Raw genomic sequence first — 21,637 nt, 5'->3', positions numbered from 1 at the left:
ATGTGAAAAATAAAGAGATAAACAATGGATGATTTGATTTTACGCTATTACGAATCTGAAATGCGCTACTTGCGGGAAGCTGGAAAGGAATTTTCTAAAATTCATCCAGATAGAGCAAGCCAACTTAATTTAGATAGTGTTGGTGATCGGGATCCTTATGTGGAGCGATTATTTGAGGGTTTTGCTTTTTTAACTGGTCGATTACGTCAGAAAATTGATGATGATTTACCTGAACTTACTGAAAGTTTAGTTAGTTTACTTTGGCCTCACTATTTGCGATTAATCCCGTCATTGTCTATTATTGAGTTAACACCAAATTATGAAACATTATCTCGTCCAGAAATAATTCCCAAGGGGTTACAAGTACGGACAGAACCACTAGGGCAAATGGGTACTCAGTGCCCATATCGTACGACACAATCAGTAACATTACAGCCTGTTAAAATTAGTCAGGCGAAACTTGGTGTTCACCATGATGGTCGAAGTATGATTACTCTTCGACTTAGTTTTGGAGAATTAACCGATTTTGAACAGCTTGATTTGTCTAAACTTAGATTATATTTGAGTGCGGATGGACCGATTGCTTCAATGTTGCATTATATGCTAACTCAGCAAGTTACATCAATGTATTTGCGTTATGCTACTCGGCCAGAAGAACGTATAAATTTTCAGGGTAAAATAATTCCCGTTGGATTTGACGAAGATGACCGCTTGTGGTTAAAACCTGATAATGCTTTTGCTGGATACCAACTCTTATTAGAGTATTTTGCATTCCGTGAAAAATTTATGTTTGTTGATTTACATGGGTTAAGACTTCAAGTTTTTCCAGAAAAAAGCGAGTATATTGACATTGAATTATTACTTAATCAAACTTGGCCAAATGATATGCCTTTTGATCATAATAATATCCGTTTACATTGTGTACCTGTAATTAATTTATTCAATCTGGAAGCCGATCCTGTTATTGTCAATCAGTTGGAGAGTGAATACCTACTTCGTCCATTATTACAGCAAGATGGACATGTTGAGATTTATTCTGTTGAGCATGTAGAGGCAATTACTCGTACTGGACGCTATCAATATGAGCCTTTTACAAGTTTTAAACATCGAGGTGGTATGTTACGGCATGATGCTCCAGAAAGGTATTATCATACCCGAGTTCGTAAAGGTGCTTCAGGTTTGCATGATACTTGGTTGATTTTAGGTGGTAAAATTTGGGATAAAAATGAAGTTCTTGAAGAAGAAACATTATCATTACGTGTCACTGGCACTAATGGTATGTTACCTAGGAAAGCATTACGAAATGCCCGAATTAATGAATTGTGTAATGCTCACAATAGTATTTCAAAAGTACAAAATTTATGTTCTCCAACATTACCTTGCTATCCACCAACAGAGGATCGTTTTTATTGGCGAGTGTTATCGCATTTAGCACCTAATTATTTGTCATTAATGAACGCTGAGGTTTTGCGAGGGACTCTTGCTTTATATGATTGGACTGATAATGAACTAAATCGCCGGCGTTTAGATGGTATAGTCGAAGTTTCTCATCGAATGATTAAACGCATCGAAAAAGGGATGTTGCAACGTGGTATAGAGATTGAAGTAACAATTAATAGTTACCAATTTACGGGAGAAGGTGATGTGATGCTTTTTGGTGAATTGTTGCACCAATTTTTTGCATTATATGCCGATGTTAATTTATTTACACAATTAATGATTATTCTTTTACCTACAGGAAATAAAATAGTATGGAATCACAGCAAAGCATCGAAAACAGTCCTTTAATGCAGACGCTTGAAAAAGCGTTGCCAAAAATAAATTTTTATCGTTTTTGTCAGTTAATTGAACAAATTTATGCAAATGGAAATATATTAGGTAAAAATGAAAATCCAGCAGCAGATCCTTTGCGTTTTGCCCCATCTATCGATATGTCTTTTCCTGCTAGTGAGTTGAAATATATAGAAAGAGAACCCTATATTAATCGTCCGACTACAGTTCGAACTCGCTTTTTAGGGTTATATGGTGTTGATGCAGTATTACCCCTTGGTTTGCTTGATAATATTATTCGTCGTGAAGAAAATTATCAAGCTATGACAGACTTTTTAGATATCTTTAACCATCGTGTAATAACACAGTTTTATCGAATTTGGTTGAAATATCATTATCCGGCTAGCTTTTTAAGCGGTGGTCGAGATTCTATATCTCAGTGTTTACTTGGATTAACAGGATTTGGTATAGAAGGTGCAGATAAGCAAGTTGGCACACCATTATCTCGTTTTTTGGCTTTATTAGGGGTGATGTCACAAAAAACACGTACAGCCGAAGGGATCGCTGGGTTAGTTCGAGTGTTAGTAAATGATGCAAAAGTTGTTGTAAGTGAATTTTATCCCGTTTGGTATTCAATTAATAATCCTGCACAGTTCGGAGATAAAGGATTACAACGCATTTCTTTAGGTGGAGGGACTATATTAGGATCTCGTTTTAGGGAGTGTAACCAAACAGTTCATATAGCAATTACACCGCAATATGAAAGTCAGGTTGCTGATTTACTACCTGATGGACAATTATATTATGATTTGTTAGCTTTATTAAGAGCTTATCTAGGTTATCAAGTTGATGCTAAAATAACTCTCTATATTCAGCGTCAATTTTTACCTAGAAGCCAATTGATATCGAAAAATAGTCGACTAGGACAAACTGCATCGTTTACTAAAAAAACAGTAAATGGTAATTTTATTCAAGATGAAGTAGCTGTAAATTTAGGATACTATTCTGGAATTGCTTATGCGGCATAATATAAAGGAAGAAAACATGAAAATAATTAATTTATTTATTGCTATTCTATTAACTATATGGCTAACAGGATGTGGTATTGCTCAGAGTGTTACAGAGGAAGTATCTGATTTAAGCAATTCTCTCTTTACATGGGATATAAGGACATTACATTTAGATATTACGGCAAGAGCTGAATTAAATATGGATGATGAAGGGCGTTCTTCACCAGTTGTTATTCGTATTTATCAATTAAAAGAAGCCGACATTTTTAACTCTATTTCTTATCAAGAATTGGTTGATCAAGATAGCGATATTTTAAGAGAGTCATTGGTTGACAGTAAAGAAATAGTATTAAAGCCAAATACTGCTATTTCTATTGATACCTCATTTAATAAAAAAGCTAAAGCAGTAGGTATTGCAGCACTTTATAAAGAACCAAACCTAAAAGATAATAGCTGGCGACTTATTTTGAATCGAGGGGATTTAAATATTAGTAAGCCGCGTGAAATATCTGCAAGTCAATATACAATAAAATTGGTGGATGAAAGTAGATGAGTGCCTCACTATATGATTTGATCTATGGTTATTTTGAATCAGGTATAGCAGTTGATGATATAACTGAAAATGAACAGACAATTATTAGCGTGATGGATAATATTGAGCGTATTTTAAATAGCCGCGCTGGAGCTATAAAGCACATGCCAGACTATGGGTTACCTGACATGTCAACAATTTTCCAAGCCTTACCCTCATCAGCTTACGTGTTAATGAGAGCAATTGAACAAACATTATTAAAGTATGAACCAAGGCTTGCTTCTATTGATTTGAATATTGATGAAAAAAACAATGATGACATGGTATTAGCTTATGAACTGATTTGTCATTTCAAGCAAGGGGGATTGGTTAAATATGGGACTTATTTTATGCCAGATGGTAAAGCTCGTTTAAAATATATACGAAAGGAACGTCGTTATTAAAATTAAATCGAGTAAGTTTTACCTATCAACCCCTCCACACTCTGGCAATAAAGCCACAAAACCTTTATACTATGCAACAGCTTTTAGTACGACAAATGTCATACTAATATAATCCGTTCTTTAACATCATCAATTGGAATAAATTTATGCATCCGATGCTTAATATCGCTATTCGCGCTGCTCGTAAAGCAGGCAATGTGGCCATTAAGGCTTATGAAAACCCTAGTTCAATCGAAATTGACAGCAAAGGCGCTAATGATTTTGCCACAAATGTGGATCGTGCTGCCGAGGCTTTAATTGTTGAAACAATCAAAAAAGCTTACCCTGACCATACTATCATTGCCGAAGAAAGCGGCTTAGTTAAAGGTAATGATGCCGATACTCAGTGGATTATCGATCCGATTGATGGTACAACCAATTTTATTAAAAATATCCCTCATTTTGCAGTGTCTATCGCGGCTCGCGTTAAAGGGAAAACCGAAATTGCTGTTGTTTATAACCCAATGACTAACGAACTGTTTACCGCTGCTCGGGGTAAAGGTGCGCAACTTAATGGTTATCGTATTCGTGTTAGTAATGCTAAAGATTTAGATAATAGCCTGCTGGCAATGGCTTTTCCTTTTAAACAAAAACAATATAGCGATAGCTATTTTGCTGTGCTACAAAAGTTGTTTGTAAGATGTGGCGATTTTCGCCGTAGTGGTTCTGCTGCTTTGGATCTTGCTTATGTTGCTGCAGGTCGTTTAGATGGCTTTTTTGAAATCGGTTTAAAACCATGGGATATTGCGGGTGGTGAGTTGATTTTGCGTGAGGCAGGTGGTGTGATTACGGATTTTGTTGGTGGTAATAATTATATGGTTTCGGGTAATGTGGTGGCGGGTAATCCTCGAATTGTGAAAGATTTGTTGGTTTCAACCCAAAACGATTGGCCAGAAAAGTTACGCAACTAATTCCTCCTTCCTCCTTTCTGTTTTATCACAGGGTTTGTCAAGCCCTGTGAGCGCTGTTTTATTTTTATTCGACCTTTATATTAAGCATAGGCCGACTTTGTATTCCATTCCATTAATCATTAAGGAAAGCATAATGAAAACAGTTCAATATCATTTTATTGTTGAAGATATGAGTTGTGCATCTTGTGTTGGGCGTGTTGAAAAGGCGCTGAAAAAGGTCGATGGCGTTGTTGATGTTAGCGTAAATCTTGCGACCGAAAAGGCAACGGTTGATGCCGATGAGCATGTGACGCTTGAGTCGTTAATGTCTGCGGTTGATAATGCGGGTTATCATGCCGTTAAAATAACGCAATCAGCAAAGTCTTCTCAATTGAAAACACAATTATCTAGTTGGCCGATTGTTGTTGCTGTTATTTTTGCTATTCCTTTTGTGTTTCCAATGTTGTTGGCGCCATTTGGTGTGCATTTGATGATGCCTGCTTGGTTACAATTGGTTATTGCCTCTATTGTGCAATTTGGGCTAGGCGCTAAATTTTATCGAAGCGGTTTTAATGCGGTTAAGGCGTTGTCAGGCAATATGGATTTGTTGGTGGCTATTGGTACCAGTGCTGCTTATGGGTTGTCGGTGTATCAGTTTTTCGTGGGTAATGATGAGCACCTTTATTTTGAATCTTCAGTGATTATTATCACTTTGATTTTGTTAGGTAAATGGTTAGAGTCAAACGCTAAACGGCAAACCACGCAAGCCATCAAAGCCCTGTCAGCACTGCGTCCTGATGTTGCTTTAGTAAGGCGTGGTGATCAAGAGGTGAGTTTGCCTATTAGCCAAGTTAAAGTGCATGATATTGTTATTATTAAACCAGGCGATCGCATTCCTGTTGATGGTATTGTGATTGAAGGCGTATCAAGTAGTGATGAGTCGATGTTAACGGGCGAAAGCCTGCCTGTAAATAAAACCGTTAATGATGCGGTTACTGGCGGTACGATTAATGGTGAAGGGGTATTGATTGTTAAAACTACGGCTATTCAATCGGATTCTACTTTATCCAAAATCATTGAAATGGTTGAATCCGCTCAAGCTAAAAAAGCACCGATTCAGCGGGTAGTTGATCGTATTAGTGCTGTTTTTGTGCCAGTAATTTTGTTAATTGCATTGGTTACGTTATTGGCTTGGGGGATGATGTCGCATGATTGGCAGCAAGCATTGCTCCATGCCGTTGCGGTGTTAGTGATTGCTTGCCCATGTGCTTTAGGCTTAGCAACACCAACAGCAATTATGGTGGGTACTGGAGTGGCTGCGGGGCATGGTATTTTAATTAAAGATGCTGAAGCGTTAGAAACACTGCATAATATCAATACCATCGCTTTTGATAAAACAGGTACTTTAACAATTGGTAAACCTGAATTAGTCGAGATGGATATTATGGGTAGCGAGACGCCCGATCAGATTTTATCGCTCGCTGCATCATTACAAGCTGGTAGTGAGCATCCACTAGCAAAAGCGATTTTAAGTAAAGCTAAAACGCATTGTTATGCTCAAAATATTACTTCGGTTGCTGGATTTGGTGTGATGGCAACGGTTGATAATACGGAATATTATTTAGGTAGTTTGCGTTGGATGAAATCATTAAATGCTTATTTTGTGAATATGGACGATAAGGTTAGTGAATTATCTAGCAAAGGTTATACCATTTCGTTTTTAGCTAAACAACAATTAGAAGGTGGTGTAGTGATATTGGCTTTGTTTGGTTTTGCTGATGTTATTAAACAAGAAGCAAAAACGGCAATTGAAGCATTATATCAATTGAATGTAAAAACCGTTATGTTAACGGGTGACAGTCAGAAAGTGGCCAATATGGTTGGTCAGCAATTAAGTCTAGATAAGGTTATTGCTGAAGTATTGCCACAAGATAAAGCCAATTATATTTATCAATTGCAACAAAATGAAGATACAACCGTAGTTAATCATAAAGTGGCTATGGTTGGTGATGGTATTAATGATGCCCCAGCTTTGGCGGCTGCAGATATTGGTATTGCTATGGGTACGGGGACCGATGTGGCTATGCATGCCGCAAGTATTACGTTGATGCGAGGAAATTTATTTTTGATTGCTGATGCGATTGATATTTCGCGCCGAACTTATCATAAAATTAAGCAAAATCTATTTTGGGCTTTTTTTTATAATTTAATTGGCATTCCACTTGCGGCACTGGGGTTTTTAAATCCAATGCTAGCAGGTGCCGCCATGGCGTTAAGTAGCGTTAGTGTTGTGACTAATGCTTTGTTGCTTAAGCGTTGGAAAGCAAGATCCGCAAATCAATAATCTGCTGTTTTGATTTTAAATAAAAAGGGCTGCTAGGCATCCCTTCTATTGTTGGGTTAGTTGTTAGTGATATTTAAGTATGTTTTACTTTACCTGTTGTACAGCGCTAGGGCCGTATTTTTTTAACATCATATTACTGAATTTGTTTTCTGGGTCTAACTGTGCTTTAAGCTTGAAAAAGCGTTCGGCTTGTGGATATGCACGTTGAAACTGTTCAGAAGTTGCATGTAATTGATAAGGTAAATAATAACTACCACCTTTTGCTAATACTGCATCGATTAATTCTCGAGTCCAGATTCCGACTTCCTTTTTGCTTTGTTCATCGGTAGCTTGTTGATAATAAATCACAAAAGCAAATACTTCGGTTTTAGCCCATGCCAGTAGCGAGCCACTATCAGCATTGGCATGACGAATAGAAATATTAATCACATTAGCCCGATGTTTTTTCAAAATAGCAATTAATTCAGGATAAAAGTCCTCAAACCGATCTACAGGGATAAAATACTCTTCTAGTGCAAAGCTTTTATCTTTATCTTTGATCGGCTGTAAATTAGATACATCAAAACTAGCTTCATAATTACGCCACATTACGGGTTGTTGTATATAATCTAGATCATCATACAATTTGCGTAAGCGTTTGCCTTCGTCTGATGATGCGACGATTTTGATTTTTTGTTCCTGATCATATGAATATTGATCGGTTGGACGTAGTCTGTCTAAAATAGTTAATGGTTCTTGTGTTTCTTTAAAAGTAACAGCGCGAACTTCTTCAAAATCAGGCGGGTAAATGACCGAGTTATGAAATATTGCCCCTTTATCAGATCGAATCTGTTGCATGAAATATGGGTAGTATTTTGTAATTGGCATAACGTCACTAATGCGTTTTACCTTAACATTATCAGCAAGTCGTAAGGTGACTTCTGTAATTACACCTAAGCCACCATAACCGCCGATAGCGCCATAAAATATATCTTGATTTTCTTTTGGGGTCGCCTCGACGATTGAGCCATCTGCTAATACAATTTTGAATTTTTCTACCGATAATATTATTGGACCTTCGCCAATATAACGGCCATGTACATTGACGCTCAATGATCCACCAATGCTAAAGTTGGCATAGCTTTGCATGATTTTTACTGATAAGTTGTAGGGATCAATTAGCTCCTGTACTTGACGCCAAGTTGCCCCTGTTTCAATGGTTAAAAGTTTTTGTTCGGGGTTGAAATCAATTACATGGTTTAGCTTTTGTGTGTCTATTTGAATTCCATTGTTTATTGCTGTTTGTCCACCCATGCTGTATTTTTTACCGGCGATACTGATTGGTCCCTTAGAATTTTTAATCAGTTCGGCAACTTGTTGGGTTGATTCTGGCTGCATAACTGCAGTAACTTCGACAGGTGTCATGCCTGTAACGTCATTAACTACTACTGCTTGCGTTGTTAATGGTAATGCAAGGAAAAGACAGCAGCTCAAGAAAGTGAATTTTTTCATTGTGAATTGTTATATATATGATATTTAATGATAAAAAATTAATTTTACCTGTACTAGGTATATAAATCAATAGGTTATTATTTTTTGAACTAACAGACAAAAACAAACCATAGCGTTTAATACAGTAGCGTTTAATAAATTAAATCGATGTATTGTTATTCCGTAAGAGTAAACCCGATTTGTGTTCCTTTTCCTTGTTCTGTCACAAATACGCCAACTGCGCAGATCAGTTGTTCATTGTAGTAAATCAGTGGGATTCGAGTTCGCATCCATGGTGGAATATTATGCTCTTGCCATAGTTTTTTTATTGGTCGTGAACCATGACGATTAACGATTTGTAATTTTCCTTGAGCATGGAATTGTACAGTCACTTGTTCGTCTTTTTTCGGTAAACGACACGTTAAATGGTGTTGGTGATTGAGCTGTAATTTACCGGCATTATCGGGCAAGAGCAATTCTGACGTTAAGTCCCAGTGGAGTTTTTGTTGTTCAATATTTTGATATAGCGGTAATAGGTAGAGCCGGTTTTGATAACGGCGTATTTGTTTGTTGTTAAGAATAAATTGTGGATTGGCATCTTCTTTGGCTAAGGCAACGGTTGGCCAAATTAATGCTAATTGTTTTTGTGTTGGCATGGCTATTTGTTGAGTTCGCAACCACATGCGCAAAATAGCATTGCGTTTATATTCTGAATAGTTCATTAAAGGAGCAAGGTGCAATTGTCCTTGTTGAGTAACTATTTGTTGAAATTCGGATAATAATAATTCGTTAATCAGTGCTTCTTGTTGTTGGCATAATGTGGCACTGCGTGCCACCATTTGAGAAAAATGAGGCCAGCGTTGATTAATTGTTGGTAAGACATTGAGTCTTAAAAAGTTACGATCGTAGCGGTCATCTTGGTTGCTTTCGTCTTCTATCCACGTTAGATGATGGTGTTTGGCGTAATTTTCAATTTGAGTTCGTGACACAGTTAATAATGGGCGAAGGTGCTGTTTAGTTTCAATAGGCATTGCCGATAATCCAGCTGGGCCACTACCTCGTTTTAACGCTAGAAAAAAGGTTTCGCATTGATCATCAAGGTGTTGAGCGGTGCATAATGTTTCGTTGCTTTTTAGATGATGATAAATCGCTTGGTAACGTGCGTTTCTGGCTTGTTCTTCGATATTTCCTGCATGGGGGGTTAGCTTAACTTTTTCTATGATGAGCGGTACTTGCCACGTTTGGCATTGTTTTTGGCAATGTGTCGCCCAATTGTCAGCATTGTTGCTTAATCCATGATGAATATAAATTGCCCTAAGTGTTAAATTTGGCAATTGGCGTTTGAGCTGTACTAGCGCATGCATTAAGACGCTTGAATCAACCCCTCCACTATAAGCAATCAGGAGGGATGGGTGGTTTTTTATATGATCAAAAATAGTCTGTTCAATGGTGTTTGTAAACAGGGTTTGGTGTTGGTTATTCATTTTCTACCTAATTATACTAAACTCTGTAATGCATTGGTTTTATTTTTTTGTCGTTTTATTCTGTCTAAACCAGCAGCAAGATCGGCAATTAAATCATCAGGATCTTCAAGCCCAATATGTAACCTAATTAGTGTTCCTTTGAAGTCGATGCCTGATACAGGTCTGATGTTAGTAAGTTCTTCAGGTTGGTTAGCTAAAATTAATGATTCAAATCCACCCCATGAGTAAGCCATTGAAAAGTAAGTTAAGTTATCAAGGAAATCAGCTAACTGAACATCAGTTAAATGATCTTTTAAGACAAACGAGAATAAACCACTTGCACCTGTAAAATCGCGTTTAAAGAATTCATGTCCTTTACAGCTTTCTAATGCAGGGTGATTTACTGTGGCAACTTTTGGGTGATGTGCTAACCATTTGGCAACTTTTATGCCGCTTTCATGATGTTGTTTAAGTCTTATTGCTAGTGTTCGTAAGCCTCGGGTTGCCATGTAAGCTGTGTCTGCATCGCACATTTGTCCCATTAGGTAGGAGCGTTCGCGTAGCCTATCCCAACAACGTTGGTTAGCAACTGCGGTGCCTAGCATGGCATCAGAATGGCCAATGAGGTATTTGGTGCCGGCTTGTATTGAGATATCAATATCATGCGCTAAGGCTTTAAATAATATGCCTGCTCCCCAAGTGTTATCCATCATGATAACAATTTCAGGGTTGGCGCTTCGAATAGCTTTGACAATAGTGGGGATGTCTTGCACTTCCATTGTGATGGAACTTGGTGATTCAAGAAATACGACTTTGGTATTGGGTTTTATATAATTGGTGATATTGCTGCCTATTAATGGCGAAAAGTAATCTGTTTCAACCCCGAGATCTTTTAAGATGTGTTGGCAAAATTCTTGGGTAGGTTCGTAAGCCGCTTCGGATACTAAAATATGATCGCCTGTTTTTACAAAGGCTAAAATTGCATTAGCAATGGCCGCTGCACCACATGGGTAAAGGTAACAACCGGCTCCTCCTTCAATGTCTACCATGGCTTCTTGTAGCGCAAAGTGGGTTAGTGTGCCTCGGCGTCCATAAAAAAGTTCACCGTTTGTTCGATTTTTGGTGGCTTCTTTTTTGGCGGCAATGCTATCAAAAACCAGTGATGAGGCTCGTTGAATCACCGAATTAACCGCACCTTGTGTATAACGTTTTTTACGTCCTGCATGGACTAATTTTGTTGGTAATGACATGATGATTCCTTTTGCAATTTAATAAATTTTAATAACAGTTAGCATAGCATGCTGTTAAAATAGTAAAAAATAATTTTTATAAATACCCGTTTACCAATGACGTTAATAATCCAACTAGCTAATTTGAATCATTCAACAATTGATTTTGCGTTATTGCCAAAGCAGATTGTTGATGAGGCCGATAAATTTAATGATGAGCGTAAAAAACAGTTTTTAGTATGTCGCTCAATATTAGCCAATTTACTTAAGCAGTATTGTGATATTTCGATTTTGCCAACAATCGTTGTTGGTGATAATGGTCGTCCTTGTTTTTTAGAGCGTCATTTGCCCGATTTTAATATTAGTCATAGTCAAAATTGGGTGGCGGTAGCGATTTCATTAACGGGTATGATCGGACTTGATGTCGAAGTGGATCGTCCGCGCAAAAATTATTTGAAGGTGGCTAAGAACTTTTTTGCAGATGATGAATATCAATGGTTGATCAAACAAGATGATTCATTAAGGGCTTTTTGGCAATTATGGACGTTGAAAGAATCGGCGTTAAAATTATATGCTAAAGGCGTTTGGCAAATTAAATCGGTTAATGTTGATTTAACTGAGCAAGTGATTACAGCGCCTTTTGCTCAGCATTTTTATTATCAATATCATCAGGTTGATGATGTTCATTTGTCTGTAAACTGTAACGAGCCGATTTCTGAACTTATTTTATTATCTTGATACTGTATTTGATTGCGATTATTTTTTAAATCAATTTAAATCAAATAGATATCTTGTATTATTTGTCTATTATGTTCGTTTAATTGATATTCTTGTGATAACCATTCGTCAATGGTGCCGTAGCGCGCTTTGATCGCATCTAATGCTGCTGTTAGGTACTCTTTTTTAGTTGCAAAGATGATTTTACGCTTTTCAATTTCATCAGGTGTTGCTTTGTTTTTATATTGGCTTAGTAAATATTCTCGATAATCAGATAACAGCTGTTCTGTCTGTAAGTAATCCTGTATTACGCTGTCTTCGCTAACTCCTAATGCAAATAGCACTAATGCAACCCCAACACCCGTACGATCTTTTCCTACTGCACAATGTTGCACTAAAGGTTTGCCTTGCGAAGTTAGTAATAGCGAGGAAAGTTTTTTGTATGCAGGGTTGTTAAATGGTAGTAATTGGTAAAGCTTAATCATAAAATCAAATGGGGAGTTTTTTTTCAGTGCTTGGGTGTGACTTCCCAAGTCACTTGTTAAACTGGCTGTGACTGTATCGCTCAAAGGGTTTGCCGGTACATTAATATATTTTGCGTTATGCCATAGTTTGTCGGGGTTTCGTGCAATTTCATCTTGGTCACGATAGTCTAAAATATAGTGTAGATTTAATTCGTTAGATAAATAAAATTGTTCTTCTTGCGTAATAAGTGAGAATGCCCCTGAACGGTATAACATACCCGATCGTATTTGACGTCCATCAGTTGTTTTGATTCCTCCCAAATCACGAAAATTAATTCCATTTTTTATTGGTACTATTGCGGCCATTATTCTTCCTTATTTCTGCTTAACTTTGCTTGCTATATTAGCATGTTTCTGATTAGAATTAAGCCACTGTTTTTACTTAACTCATGATTAAGGTTCTTATTATGTCAACGTTATCTATTTTGTTATCTGATAAACCCGCACCAACGCAATGGGGCAAGAATGCGTTGTTGAGTTTTTCGGATGATGCTATTACGATTCATTATGATACTCAGCACCGTTTAGGTGCAATTCAGCGGGCAGGGCGCAAGTTAGATAACCAAGGAATAAGTGCCGTTAAATTAAGTGGTGATAATTGGGATCTTGAAGCTTGTTGGCATTTTTGGTTAGGTTATCGGAATGCTAAAAATAGCACTAAAGTTTCTTGGCCAAAACTCAATACTCAAGATAAACAAGAATTAAAACATCGTTTAGCCATTATTGATTGGTGTCGTGATATTGTTAATGAGCAAGCCGAAACGTTAAGCCCGTTAGCACTAGCAACGAAAAGTGCGGAGTTGATTAGTGCCTATTCGTCTGGTGTCTCTTACAATATTATTTCGGGCGAAGCGTTAAAAGAGCATGATTATATGGGGATTTATTCGGTGGGTAAGGGCTCGGATAGACCTGCTGCCTTGCTTGAGCTTGATTATAATCCTTCCAAAAATCCTAATGCTCCAATTGTTGCTTGTTTAGTGGGTAAAGGTATTACCTTTGATTCTGGAGGATATAGCTTAAAACCAAGTAATTTTATGGAATCAATGCGTTCTGATATGGGGGGAGCTGCGTTAGTGACCAGTGCGTTAGCATTAGCCATTGCACGAGGCGTGAATCATCGAATTAAGCTGTATTTATGTTGTGCTGATAATTTGGTTAGTGGTAATGCATTTAAGTTAGGTGATATTATTCGTTATCGTAATGGTAAAACGGTCGAGGTTGATAATACCGATGCCGAAGGGCGTCTTGTCTTGGCTGATGGTTTAATTTGTGCTGATAATGATAAACCTCATTATATTATTGACTGCGCAACACTGACTGGTGCTGCTAAAATTGCGGTAGGGAATGATTATCACTCATTACTTTCGTTTGATGATAACTTTGCTAACCAATTGTTAGCTAGTAGTGATGTTGAACATGAAGCTTTTTGGCGATTACCATTAGCTGAATTTCACCGTTCGCAATTTCCATCATCATTCGCTGATATGGCAAATTCCGGTATACCTAATACCGCTGGAGCGAGCACTGCTGCGGCTTTTTTATCGCATTTTGTTAAAAATTATCAAAACAATTGGCTACATATTGATTGTTCAGCAACATTCCGCAAAAGTGCGACAGCTTTATGGGCAACAGGTGCAACTGGGATAGGGGTAAGAACGTTAGCCAATTTATTAATAGCTTTAAAATAGCTTGGAAATGATAGTTGTAAGTTTAGGATAGATTATTTGGATAAATACCTCTGTAAATCAATTTATTTGCAGAGGTATTTTTTTATTAAGCCGTTTTTTATTAGGATAATAGACGGTGTCAGTTAATTGCTTGTCGTTGTACTATTCTTGAACTACACTCGCTTTTTTAATGTAAATTGGTTCGGTAGGCACATCTCTATGTGGTCCCACGCGTTTAGTTGGGACACTGACAATTTTATCAACGATATCCATCCCTTTAGTTACTTTACCAAATACTGCATAACCATATTGTTGTGGTGATTGATAATTAAGGAAATCATTATTTACTACATTGATAAAAAATTGGCTTGTTGCACTGTTTACTTCACTGGTTCTTGCCATGGCAATAGTGCCTCGGTCATTTTTTAAACCGTTTTCAGCTTCATTTTTAATTGGTGGGTTAGTATCTTTGAATTTTAATTGATCATCAGCACCACCACCTTGAATCATAAATCCTGGAATGACGCGATGGAAAGTTAAATTTTCATAGAATCCACTATTTACGTAATCAAGAAAGTTTTTGGCGGTAATTGGTGCATGTTCGCTGTCTAGTTCGATTTCAATGTCACCCATGCTGGTTTGTAATAGTACTTTGGTGTCAGCTAAAGTAATGCTAGAAAATAAAGTTAGCAATATTGTGATAAATAACAATTTAATTTTTTTCATATAGTTATTCCTTGCTCCAAAAAGAGGGTAGTTGATTATACCGGATATTTAATTATTTTGAATACTATTATGAAAAACCAGATGATTTTTTGTGTTGCAGATCGTAGAAGTATTTAATTGTATAAAATAGTAAAACCAATTGGTTTATTGTATTGATGTTTCCTGAAAAGGAATGCAAAAAAACAAGTGCGTTTATAAATAAAATTAATTTTTTTGTTGTATGTTTTTTATATTAAAACGCTATATTTTCTGAATTTATTTTATAAATAAGTCTATTGAATTTTATGCGATGTATTTTGTGCGATATGCCTTTATTTTTGTCTCATCATGGCATTTGTTGTCAATGTGTTAATAATTTACCTAAATTCAATAAAATTTGTCATCAATGTTGTTTACCACACTCTTTACCGACAGATATCTGTTATCGATGTCGTGTCAAGAAACCCCATTGGGATGAGCTTATTGCGGTTTCTGACTATGTTAATCCATTAAAAAAATTAATTCATCATTTTAAGTTTTACAACAAAGTAGAACTAAATAGAGCATTAGCCAGATTGATGTTTTTAGCTTGGTATCAAAGACGAGAACGAGATGCTTTAGTTAAACCTGATTTGGTAACTTGTGTGCCATTGCATCATATTCGTTATTGGTCTCGTGGCTTTAATCAAGCAGAATTATTGGCAAAGCCTATTGCTAGATGGTTAAATCGGGATTTTTATCCTTATTTGTTGTCTCGGAATAAAGGTAGGCAAGATCAAAAAAGTTTGTCTCTTACAGAACGAATTGCTAATGTCGAAACGCTTTTTATGTGTCATCAAGATCTGTCAAAAAAATCGATAATGCTTATTGATGATATTGTTACAACGGGTAATACAGTTAATGTCATTAGTCAGCAATTAAAAAAATGTGGTGCAACGAGTGTTCAAGTTGTTTGTTTATGCCGTACAGTATTGTAAAATATTAAACAACCCCTATAATAACCAAGAAAGTTAGTCAACTATTATTATATTATAAATGATATTAGGTTTATTAATTACCTAATGACATTAAAGTGAGGGGTTATGTCTATTATCACTATTTCTGAGTCAGCTCAACAACACTTTAAAAAATTGCTTGCTAATCAACCTGATGGAACACAAATCCGGGTATTTGTTATTAACCCTGGTACGCCAAGTGCTGAATGTGGTGTTTCATATTGTCCTGCTGATACGGTGGAAGATAGTGATATTGAAGAAAAGTATACCGATTTTTCAGTTTATATCGATGAAATTAGTGCGCCATTTTTAGAAGAAACCGTTATTGATTACGTGACGGATGAATTAGGTTCGCAATTAACATTAAAAGCGCCAAATTCAAAAATGAAGAAAGTCGCTGACGATGCGCCACTTATTGAACGTGTTAACTATGCAATCCAAGCGCAGATTAATCCTCAATTAGCTAGCCATGGGGGGCATGTTAGTTTAGTTGAGTTAACTGAAGATAATTATGTTATATTGCAATTTGGTGGTGGATGTAATGGATGTTCAATGGTCGATTACACCTTGAAGGAAGGTATCGAAAAGCAATTAATGGCAGAATTTCCAGAGCTTGCCGGTGTAAAAGATATTACTGAACATCAAGCCGGAGCGCACTCGTTTTGCTGAAAATAAATTTTATTTAAGCCTTGCTTATTGCTAGGATTGAGTCATAATCGACTGATGTTTGCCATTTGATATTATGATGAGGTTTTATGAATCAAGTTAGTATTATTTCAGATCTTATCGTTTGGATTGAAAAAAATTTGGAGCAACCGTTATCTATCGATCATGTTGCACAAAAATCAGGTTATTCTAAGTGGCATTTACAACGTATGTTTAAAGAGGTAACAGGTCAGGTACTTGGTACTTATATTAGGCATCGTCGTTTAACTTATGCAGCACTTGCTTTGCGTATGACAAGTAAGCCTATTTTAGATATTGCGATGCAATATCGTTTTGATTCTCAGCAAACCTTTACTCGGTCCTTTAAAAAACAATTTAATGAGACTCCCGCAAGTTATCGCAGAGGTGAATTTTGGGATCCTACCGGTTTAACTCCTGCGATTGAATTAAATAAAAGTCAGTTTTTATTGCCTGAGCCGAAATTCGTTAATATGCCCAAAAAAACTTTTTGGGGTATTACATTTAAGAATAATTGTAATTTTAGTCAATTATTAGATGAAGAAAATAAACTAAGAACTCAATTTTTTTATAATTATATATCACGCTGTAATAGTAAATGTGAAAACCTACCAGATAAAATTTATGCTTTTAGTCGTATATTGAAAAGCAAAGATAATGCTAATGAACAAGAGCTGTTTTATACAATTACCTTAGATCATAATAATGATCTTGAGCATATTGAGCAGTTTGTTAGTGAGGGGGGATTATACCTTTGTTTTAAATATGTTGGTTCACCAGATAAGTTTAGCGATTTTATTTCTCGAGTTCATTTAGCTGCTATGCCTGCATTAAAAGTGCGTTTACGCTACTCTAGTTGTATAATTGAAATTCATCATAACCTTCACGATGATAGTATCGAATCGGTTAAAGATATTAAGCATATGGAGTGTGATTATTGTTTGCCAGTTGTGGCTGAAAGTGGCGTCAATATCCAATCAAATTTATTGTCATAGCAAAATAAGTCAATTTATTGATAGATATTGACAGTTATATTTAATTATCTGATTTTAATAAATTGTTTTCTAGCCATTTTTTGAATTCAGGTGTTGATTCTTTAAGGCTATTGGAGCCTCTGGTTACTGTTGCAATGCCAATTTTGAGTTGTTCTTTTAGTTGGCGTTGATTGATTGAGCCATCGAGGAGTGAATGTACAATTTTGACTCGAGTGATTAGTGCATCGCGTTCATCAGCGGTCATTAATAGTTTTAATATATCAAGTGAGTAACCATCATTAAATGCTTGGTGTAATATTTCAACCGTTTGTTTCCATTCGTTAGTTTTCATTATAATCACCGTTAATATTGTTTATTAAATTCATTTGAATTAAGAATATTGACATTTTTTTGCCCTAGGATTATTTGATAAATATAATCATATACTAATACGTTTTTGACATAATTACGTGTTTCTGTAAATGGTATACTATCTATAAATGCGACAGCATCAAGTTTTCCGTTGCTCGCTTTTAACCAGCGTTTAACATTATTGGGTCCTGCATTATAAGCTGCTGAAGATAATATACGGTTATTATTATTTTGTAGATAAACAGTGTTTAGATACGAAGTGCCTAACTGTATATTGGTTAGCGGGTTAAATAATTGCTCTGATGAAACATAAGTGACTGAATTGACTTTTTTAGCTGTTTCTTTGGCTGTTGCTGGCATTAATTGCATTAGCCCTCGAGCGCCAGCAGGTGACTTAGCGTTAGTATCAAGTGCACTTTCTTGACGAGAAATAGCTAAAGCATAAGATAACGTAATGGTTTTTTCTTTTAATGCATTATTATATAAGTCTTTGTACATAATAGGTAAACGTTCTGTCCAGTTATTCCAAAGCTTGCCAGCAATAGTTGCTTGAATACTAAGATCACCCCATCCCTTTTGTAAGGCATATTGAGATAACGGTATATATTCATCTTTATTTGTTTGATTATTTAACATATATCGCCATTCTTTGACTGATTCTGATGCCATGCCTAAATAACGTAATTCGTTGATTCTTTTTACATAGTGTTGATTATCATATTTTCTTTTTAATGCTGATATTTCTGATTGTGTGATTTTTTTTGATTGGTTATTGATTGAATAAGGCTGATTAAGCGTTTGTGCACTTATCATGCCATAAAATCCACGGTTGGTTGTGAGCTTTTTCAAAATGCTGTTAGCTTCATTTTTTTGATTTTTATTTAGCAGTACTCGAGCTTGCCAATATTGCCATTCCTCTTTTAATTGATCTTCTGGGGGTAATTGTGCTATCCAATAAGCTATGTCAGTAAAGTTATAAGCATCGATAGCAAGTCGGATGCGTTTTTCAACTAATGCTGTATCATGATATTTTGCTATGTAGCTATCACGCCATTTTATCTGTTCGCTCGTTGCCGAATCATTAAAGTAGCGGTTAGCTAAGCTTTTTTGTAACATAATTTGCTCTGCTTCATTTAAGGCCTGTTGTTTAACTAGTTTTGGTAATAATGATGCAGCTAAGTTTATGTCTGCTTTTGCTAAGCGAGGAAATGATGCTAAGACAACTTTTTTAGTGAAAGTATTAGCTTTAATATTTTTTGAAAAATCTTCTAATTTTCTAGGGTTATCTAGTACAGCCACTAAATTTGTTTTTGTTGTTTTATAACTGTTATCAAGTAAGTTTACTAGATGTTTGGTTAACTTTAAATTATTTGCTTCAAGAGCCAGTTCAATACGCAATAATATTAATTTAGTCGTTTGTTTACCTGCTTGTGACCATGCGTTGAGTAATGGATCGCAAGCCGAAGGAAGTTCTTTACCTGTCATCCAAAGTGATTCAATTGTACTAAAGGCTGTTTTGTCGTTTCCTTTTTGTAATAATGCGTATTGGTAGTGACAATTAGAAAGTATTGAGTTGTCTTTTGGAAACGAAATAATTGAGTTCCAATCTTGACGATTGCTTAATTCTGTTAAGTAAGATTGGCTTAATGAAGCCGTTAGTGGAAAATCATGATACTGGTTAACAAAGTCACTGACTGTTTGTGGTGAAACAATTTTTATGTTGTTTTGAAAAAATTGTACAGCGGCATAAGGATATAATGGGTAATCTTTTATGGCTGAAAGTAATGTTTGTTGTTCTTCAAAATTAAGTGTTTGATAAGAATTAAGCCATTTTTGGTAATGTTCTCGCAGTTTCTTTTCAGAATTATCTGCATAACTACTACTTGTGAATATTAGGCATGTTACCAAAAAACAACGTAATACTAATTTCATCCTTTAACTCCCATATGAATTTAGTTTATTAGATTAGCATATTACGCTATGATTCGTCGACGATGAACTATAGGGTAATTCCTACTAAAATACTCAACTAAATACTTGACTAAATTAAGTGGATATATACAATAAGTATTACCAAATATAGAGGAATGATCAATGAAATTGACATCAAAAGGACGATATGCGGTAACAGCAATGCTTGATGTCGCATTGCATGCTGATTCTGGACCGGTATCTCTTGCAGATATTTCAGAACGTCAAGAAATCTCGCTTTCTTACCTTGAACAATTATTTGCTCGGTTACGCAAAAATGGCTTAGTGCAAAGCGTTAGAGGTCCAGGCGGAGGTTATATTCTTAGTCGTAGTATGGATCAAATCGCTATTAGCTCAATTGTTAAAGCTGTTGATGAAACAGTTCATGCAACAAAGTGCCATGGGCAAGATGGTTGTCAAGGCGGGGTTAGGTGTTTAACGCATACGCTTTGGAATGAATTAAGTGAACGTATTGATGATTTTTTAACGAGCATTACACTGAGTGAGCTTGTGAATAATCAAGAAGTCAAAGCTGTTGCTAATCGACAAAGTAATATACAACACGTCCAAATTAATTAATAAAAATAGAATATAGAATTTGTAATTGGGAGTAATTAATGAAACTACCTATTTATATGGATTATGCAGCCACAACGCCTGTTGATCCTAGAGTCGCTGAAAAAATGATGCAGTATTTAACTCCTGATGGTATTTTTGGTAATCCAGCGTCTCGTTCTCATAAGTTTGGGTGGCAAGCAGAAGAAGCCGTTGACATTGCCAGAAATCAGATTGCTGATTTGATCGGGGCAGATTCGCGCGAAATCGTTTTTACATCAGGTGCAACTGAAGCCGATAATTTAGCAATTAAAGGTGCCGCTCATTTTAATAATGCCAAAGGTAAGCATATTATTACTTGTAAAACTGAGCATAAAGCTGTGCTTGATACCTGTCGCCAACTTGAAAGAGAAGGCTATGAGGTAACTTATTTGGCACCGGAATCTAATGGTATACTTGATCTAGATAAACTTGCATCCGCAATGCGTAGTGATACAACAGTTGTGTCGATTATGCATGTTAATAATGAAACAGGTGTCATACAAGACATTGAAAAAATTGGCAATATGTGTCGTGAACGAGGTATTGTTTTTCACGTTGATGCAACGCAAAGCGTAGGTAAATTGCCGATTGATTTAACTAAGTTAAAAGTTGATTTGATGTCCTTTTCGGGGCATAAAATTTATGGTCCTAAAGGGATTGGTGGACTTTATGTAAGGCGTAAACCTCGTGTACGCATTGAAGCTCAAATGCATGGTGGTGGACACGAGAGGGGTATGCGCTCTGGTACTTTACCTGTGCATCAAATTGTTGGCATGGGTGAAGCATATCATATTGCTAAAGAGGTAATGGCAACTGAAATGCCACGTTTGTTGGCACTTAAAAATCGTTTATGGAACGGTTTAAAAGATATTGAAGAAGTTTATCTTAACGGTTCTTTAGAGCACAGTGTACCAAATATTTTAAATGTTAGTTTTGCCTATATTGAAGGTGAATCTTTGATGATGGCTTTGAAAGATTTGGCTGTTTCATCTGGTTCGGCTTGCACATCTGCTAGTTTAGAACCGTCTTATGTTTTGAGAGCATTAGGTCTTAATGATGAGCTAGCACATAGTTCAATTCGCTTTTCAATTGGTCGTTTTTCGACTGAAGAAGAAATTGATTATGTGATTAAGCTAGTTAAAGAATCAATTGGTAAACTTAGAAATTTGTCCCCACTTTGGGAAATGTTTAAAGACGGTATTGATCTGTCAACCATTAAATGGTCAGCACATTAAGATTAG

20 protein-coding genes are annotated in these 21,637 nt (G+C 36.1%); 13 read left to right on the top strand and 7 right to left on the bottom strand.

Annotated features, from left to right (window positions below; all coding sequences use genetic code 11):
• Positions 1 to 24 precede the first annotated feature (24 nt).
• The 6 genes from tssF to GQ589_RS07885 all read left to right on the top strand — a co-directional run bounded on the left by tssF (position 25) and on the right by GQ589_RS07885 (position 7,028).
• Positions 25 to 1,788: a type VI secretion system baseplate subunit TssF gene (gene tssF, locus GQ589_RS07910; RefSeq protein ID WP_160425458.1), complete on the top strand. Its 1,764-nt coding sequence runs from the start codon at positions 25 to 27 to the stop codon at positions 1,786 to 1,788.
• The gene (gene tssG / locus GQ589_RS07905; protein WP_160425455.1) at positions 1,752 to 2,798 is read left to right on the top strand and encodes a type VI secretion system baseplate subunit TssG; all 1,047 of its coding nucleotides are present in this window, start codon (positions 1,752 to 1,754) and stop codon (positions 2,796 to 2,798) included. The genes tssF and tssG overlap by 37 nt, the downstream gene beginning before the upstream one ends.
• On the top strand, positions 2,788 to 3,333 hold the full coding sequence (gene tssJ, locus GQ589_RS07900; protein WP_160425453.1) for a type VI secretion system lipoprotein TssJ: 546 nt from the start codon (positions 2,788 to 2,790) through the stop codon (positions 3,331 to 3,333). Before tssG ends, tssJ begins: the two co-directional genes overlap by 11 nt.
• A complete protein-coding gene (tssE, locus tag GQ589_RS07895) occupies positions 3,330 to 3,755 on the top strand; it encodes a type VI secretion system baseplate subunit TssE (RefSeq protein WP_160412346.1) in 426 nt (141 codons plus the stop codon). The genes tssJ and tssE overlap by 4 nt, the downstream gene beginning before the upstream one ends.
• A gap of 146 nt (positions 3,756 to 3,901) precedes the next feature.
• Entirely contained in the window at positions 3,902 to 4,705 is an 804-nt protein-coding gene (gene suhB, locus GQ589_RS07890; RefSeq protein WP_160425451.1) for an inositol-1-monophosphatase, read from the top strand.
• A 133-nt stretch (positions 4,706 to 4,838) separates the two neighbouring features.
• The gene (locus GQ589_RS07885; protein WP_160425449.1) at positions 4,839 to 7,028 is read left to right on the top strand and encodes a cation-translocating P-type ATPase; all 2,190 of its coding nucleotides are present in this window, start codon (positions 4,839 to 4,841) and stop codon (positions 7,026 to 7,028) included.
• Between the two features lie 84 nt (positions 7,029 to 7,112).
• Here GQ589_RS07885 and GQ589_RS07880 read toward each other — a convergent pair whose 3' ends face one another.
• The 3 genes from GQ589_RS07880 to metC all read right to left on the bottom strand — a co-directional run bounded on the left by GQ589_RS07880 (position 7,113) and on the right by metC (position 11,211).
• Positions 7,113 to 8,519 carry an FAD-binding oxidoreductase gene (locus tag GQ589_RS07880; RefSeq protein WP_160425447.1) on the bottom strand — a complete coding sequence of 469 codons (1,407 nt, stop codon included), beginning with the start codon at positions 8,517 to 8,519 and terminating at the stop codon, positions 7,113 to 7,115.
• A gap of 155 nt (positions 8,520 to 8,674) precedes the next feature.
• On the bottom strand, positions 8,675 to 9,961 hold the full coding sequence (tilS, locus tag GQ589_RS07875) for a tRNA lysidine(34) synthetase TilS (protein ID WP_370519427.1): 1,287 nt from the start codon (positions 9,959 to 9,961) through the stop codon (positions 8,675 to 8,677).
• A 32-nt stretch (positions 9,962 to 9,993) separates the two neighbouring features.
• Positions 9,994 to 11,211 (bottom strand): cystathionine beta-lyase, encoded by a 1,218-nt coding sequence (gene metC, locus GQ589_RS07870; protein WP_160401487.1) that lies wholly within the window; start codon positions 11,209 to 11,211, stop codon positions 9,994 to 9,996.
• Positions 11,212 to 11,307: 96 nt separating this feature from the next.
• On the opposite strand from metC, the gene GQ589_RS07865 reads away from it, so the two are divergent.
• A complete protein-coding gene (locus GQ589_RS07865; RefSeq protein ID WP_160401485.1) occupies positions 11,308 to 11,928 on the top strand; it encodes a 4'-phosphopantetheinyl transferase superfamily protein in 621 nt (206 codons plus the stop codon).
• 35 nt (positions 11,929 to 11,963) lie between these two features.
• On the opposite strand, the gene GQ589_RS07860 is transcribed toward GQ589_RS07865, so the two are convergent.
• A complete protein-coding gene (locus GQ589_RS07860; protein WP_160401483.1) occupies positions 11,964 to 12,737 on the bottom strand; it encodes a tyrosine-protein phosphatase in 774 nt (257 codons plus the stop codon).
• 101 nt (positions 12,738 to 12,838) lie between these two features.
• Between GQ589_RS07860 and pepB the strand changes: the two genes are divergently transcribed.
• On the top strand, positions 12,839 to 14,119 hold the full coding sequence (gene pepB, locus GQ589_RS07855; RefSeq protein ID WP_160412356.1) for an aminopeptidase PepB: 1,281 nt from the start codon (positions 12,839 to 12,841) through the stop codon (positions 14,117 to 14,119).
• A gap of 141 nt (positions 14,120 to 14,260) precedes the next feature.
• Here the strand turns inward: pepB and GQ589_RS07850 are convergent, their stop codons facing one another.
• On the bottom strand, positions 14,261 to 14,824 hold the full coding sequence (locus tag GQ589_RS07850) for a peptidylprolyl isomerase (protein ID WP_160401480.1): 564 nt from the start codon (positions 14,822 to 14,824) through the stop codon (positions 14,261 to 14,263).
• A 305-nt stretch (positions 14,825 to 15,129) separates the two neighbouring features.
• Here GQ589_RS07850 and GQ589_RS07845 point away from each other — a divergent pair, with 305 nt between their 5' ends.
• The 3 genes from GQ589_RS07845 to robA all read left to right on the top strand — a co-directional run bounded on the left by GQ589_RS07845 (position 15,130) and on the right by robA (position 17,477).
• Positions 15,130 to 15,780, top strand: a complete 651-nt coding sequence (locus GQ589_RS07845; RefSeq protein ID WP_160412358.1) for a phosphoribosyltransferase family protein — start codon at positions 15,130 to 15,132, stop codon at positions 15,778 to 15,780.
• Positions 15,781 to 15,891: 111 nt separating this feature from the next.
• The gene (gene nfuA, locus GQ589_RS07840) at positions 15,892 to 16,467 is read left to right on the top strand and encodes a Fe-S biogenesis protein NfuA (RefSeq protein WP_160401497.1); all 576 of its coding nucleotides are present in this window, start codon (positions 15,892 to 15,894) and stop codon (positions 16,465 to 16,467) included.
• An 86-nt stretch (positions 16,468 to 16,553) separates the two neighbouring features.
• Positions 16,554 to 17,477 (top strand): MDR efflux pump AcrAB transcriptional activator RobA, encoded by a 924-nt coding sequence (gene robA / locus GQ589_RS07835; RefSeq protein WP_160401476.1) that lies wholly within the window; start codon positions 16,554 to 16,556, stop codon positions 17,475 to 17,477.
• A 40-nt stretch (positions 17,478 to 17,517) separates the two neighbouring features.
• Here the strand turns inward: robA and trpR are convergent, their stop codons facing one another.
• The gene (gene trpR / locus GQ589_RS07830) at positions 17,518 to 17,808 is read right to left on the bottom strand and encodes a trp operon repressor (RefSeq protein WP_160401475.1); all 291 of its coding nucleotides are present in this window, start codon (positions 17,806 to 17,808) and stop codon (positions 17,518 to 17,520) included.
• Between the two features lie 11 nt (positions 17,809 to 17,819).
• Positions 17,820 to 19,760, bottom strand: coding sequence for a murein transglycosylase (gene sltY, locus GQ589_RS07825; RefSeq protein ID WP_160425443.1), 1,941 nt, complete (start codon positions 19,758 to 19,760; stop codon positions 17,820 to 17,822).
• A 162-nt stretch (positions 19,761 to 19,922) separates the two neighbouring features.
• On the opposite strand from sltY, the gene iscR reads away from it, so the two are divergent.
• Both iscR and GQ589_RS07815 read left to right on the top strand, forming a co-directional pair.
• On the top strand, positions 19,923 to 20,378 hold the full coding sequence (iscR, locus tag GQ589_RS07820) for a Fe-S cluster assembly transcriptional regulator IscR (protein ID WP_160401473.1): 456 nt from the start codon (positions 19,923 to 19,925) through the stop codon (positions 20,376 to 20,378).
• 38 nt (positions 20,379 to 20,416) lie between these two features.
• Positions 20,417 to 21,631, top strand: a complete 1,215-nt coding sequence (locus GQ589_RS07815) for an IscS subfamily cysteine desulfurase (protein WP_160425441.1) — start codon at positions 20,417 to 20,419, stop codon at positions 21,629 to 21,631.
• The last annotated feature ends 6 nt before the right edge of the window (positions 21,632 to 21,637 follow it).

The organism is Gilliamella sp. Pas-s27, assembly GCF_009795865.1.
Lineage (GTDB): Bacteria > Pseudomonadota > Gammaproteobacteria > Enterobacterales > Orbaceae > Gilliamella.
The sequence above is the reverse complement of the archived record's forward strand: the minus strand, read 5'-3'. Positions and strand labels throughout refer to the sequence as shown.

Excerpts from the sequence above, each read along its gene's own strand:
- suhB (WP_160425451.1), top strand. The coding sequence starts at position 3,902 with ATGCATCCGATGCTTAATATCGCTATTCGCGCTGCTCGTAAAGCAGGC.
- GQ589_RS07865 (WP_160401485.1), top strand. The coding sequence starts at position 11,308 with ATGACGTTAATAATCCAACTAGCTAATTTGAATCATTCAACAATTGAT.
- GQ589_RS07850 (WP_160401480.1), bottom strand. The coding sequence starts at position 14,824 with ATGAAAAAAATTAAATTGTTATTTATCACAATATTGCTAACTTTATTT.
- iscR (WP_160401473.1), top strand. The coding sequence starts at position 19,923 with ATGAAATTGACATCAAAAGGACGATATGCGGTAACAGCAATGCTTGAT.
- GQ589_RS07885 (WP_160425449.1), top strand. The coding sequence starts at position 4,839 with ATGAAAACAGTTCAATATCATTTTATTGTTGAAGATATGAGTTGTGCA.
- GQ589_RS07845 (WP_160412358.1), top strand. The coding sequence starts at position 15,130 with ATGCCTTTATTTTTGTCTCATCATGGCATTTGTTGTCAATGTGTTAAT.
- robA (WP_160401476.1), top strand. The coding sequence starts at position 16,554 with ATGAATCAAGTTAGTATTATTTCAGATCTTATCGTTTGGATTGAAAAA.
- GQ589_RS07880 (WP_160425447.1), bottom strand. The coding sequence starts at position 8,519 with ATGAAAAAATTCACTTTCTTGAGCTGCTGTCTTTTCCTTGCATTACCA.
- trpR (WP_160401475.1), bottom strand. The coding sequence starts at position 17,808 with ATGAAAACTAACGAATGGAAACAAACGGTTGAAATATTACACCAAGCA.
- sltY (WP_160425443.1), bottom strand. The coding sequence starts at position 19,760 with ATGAAATTAGTATTACGTTGTTTTTTGGTAACATGCCTAATATTCACA.
- tssF (WP_160425458.1), top strand. The coding sequence starts at position 25 with ATGGATGATTTGATTTTACGCTATTACGAATCTGAAATGCGCTACTTG.
- tssE (WP_160412346.1), top strand. The coding sequence starts at position 3,330 with ATGAGTGCCTCACTATATGATTTGATCTATGGTTATTTTGAATCAGGT.
- metC (WP_160401487.1), bottom strand. The coding sequence starts at position 11,211 with ATGTCATTACCAACAAAATTAGTCCATGCAGGACGTAAAAAACGTTAT.
- tssG (WP_160425455.1), top strand. The coding sequence starts at position 1,752 with ATGGAATCACAGCAAAGCATCGAAAACAGTCCTTTAATGCAGACGCTT.
- tssJ (WP_160425453.1), top strand. The coding sequence starts at position 2,788 with ATGCGGCATAATATAAAGGAAGAAAACATGAAAATAATTAATTTATTT.
- pepB (WP_160412356.1), top strand. The coding sequence starts at position 12,839 with ATGTCAACGTTATCTATTTTGTTATCTGATAAACCCGCACCAACGCAA.
- GQ589_RS07815 (WP_160425441.1), top strand. The coding sequence starts at position 20,417 with ATGAAACTACCTATTTATATGGATTATGCAGCCACAACGCCTGTTGAT.
- GQ589_RS07860 (WP_160401483.1), bottom strand. The coding sequence starts at position 12,737 with ATGGCCGCAATAGTACCAATAAAAAATGGAATTAATTTTCGTGATTTG.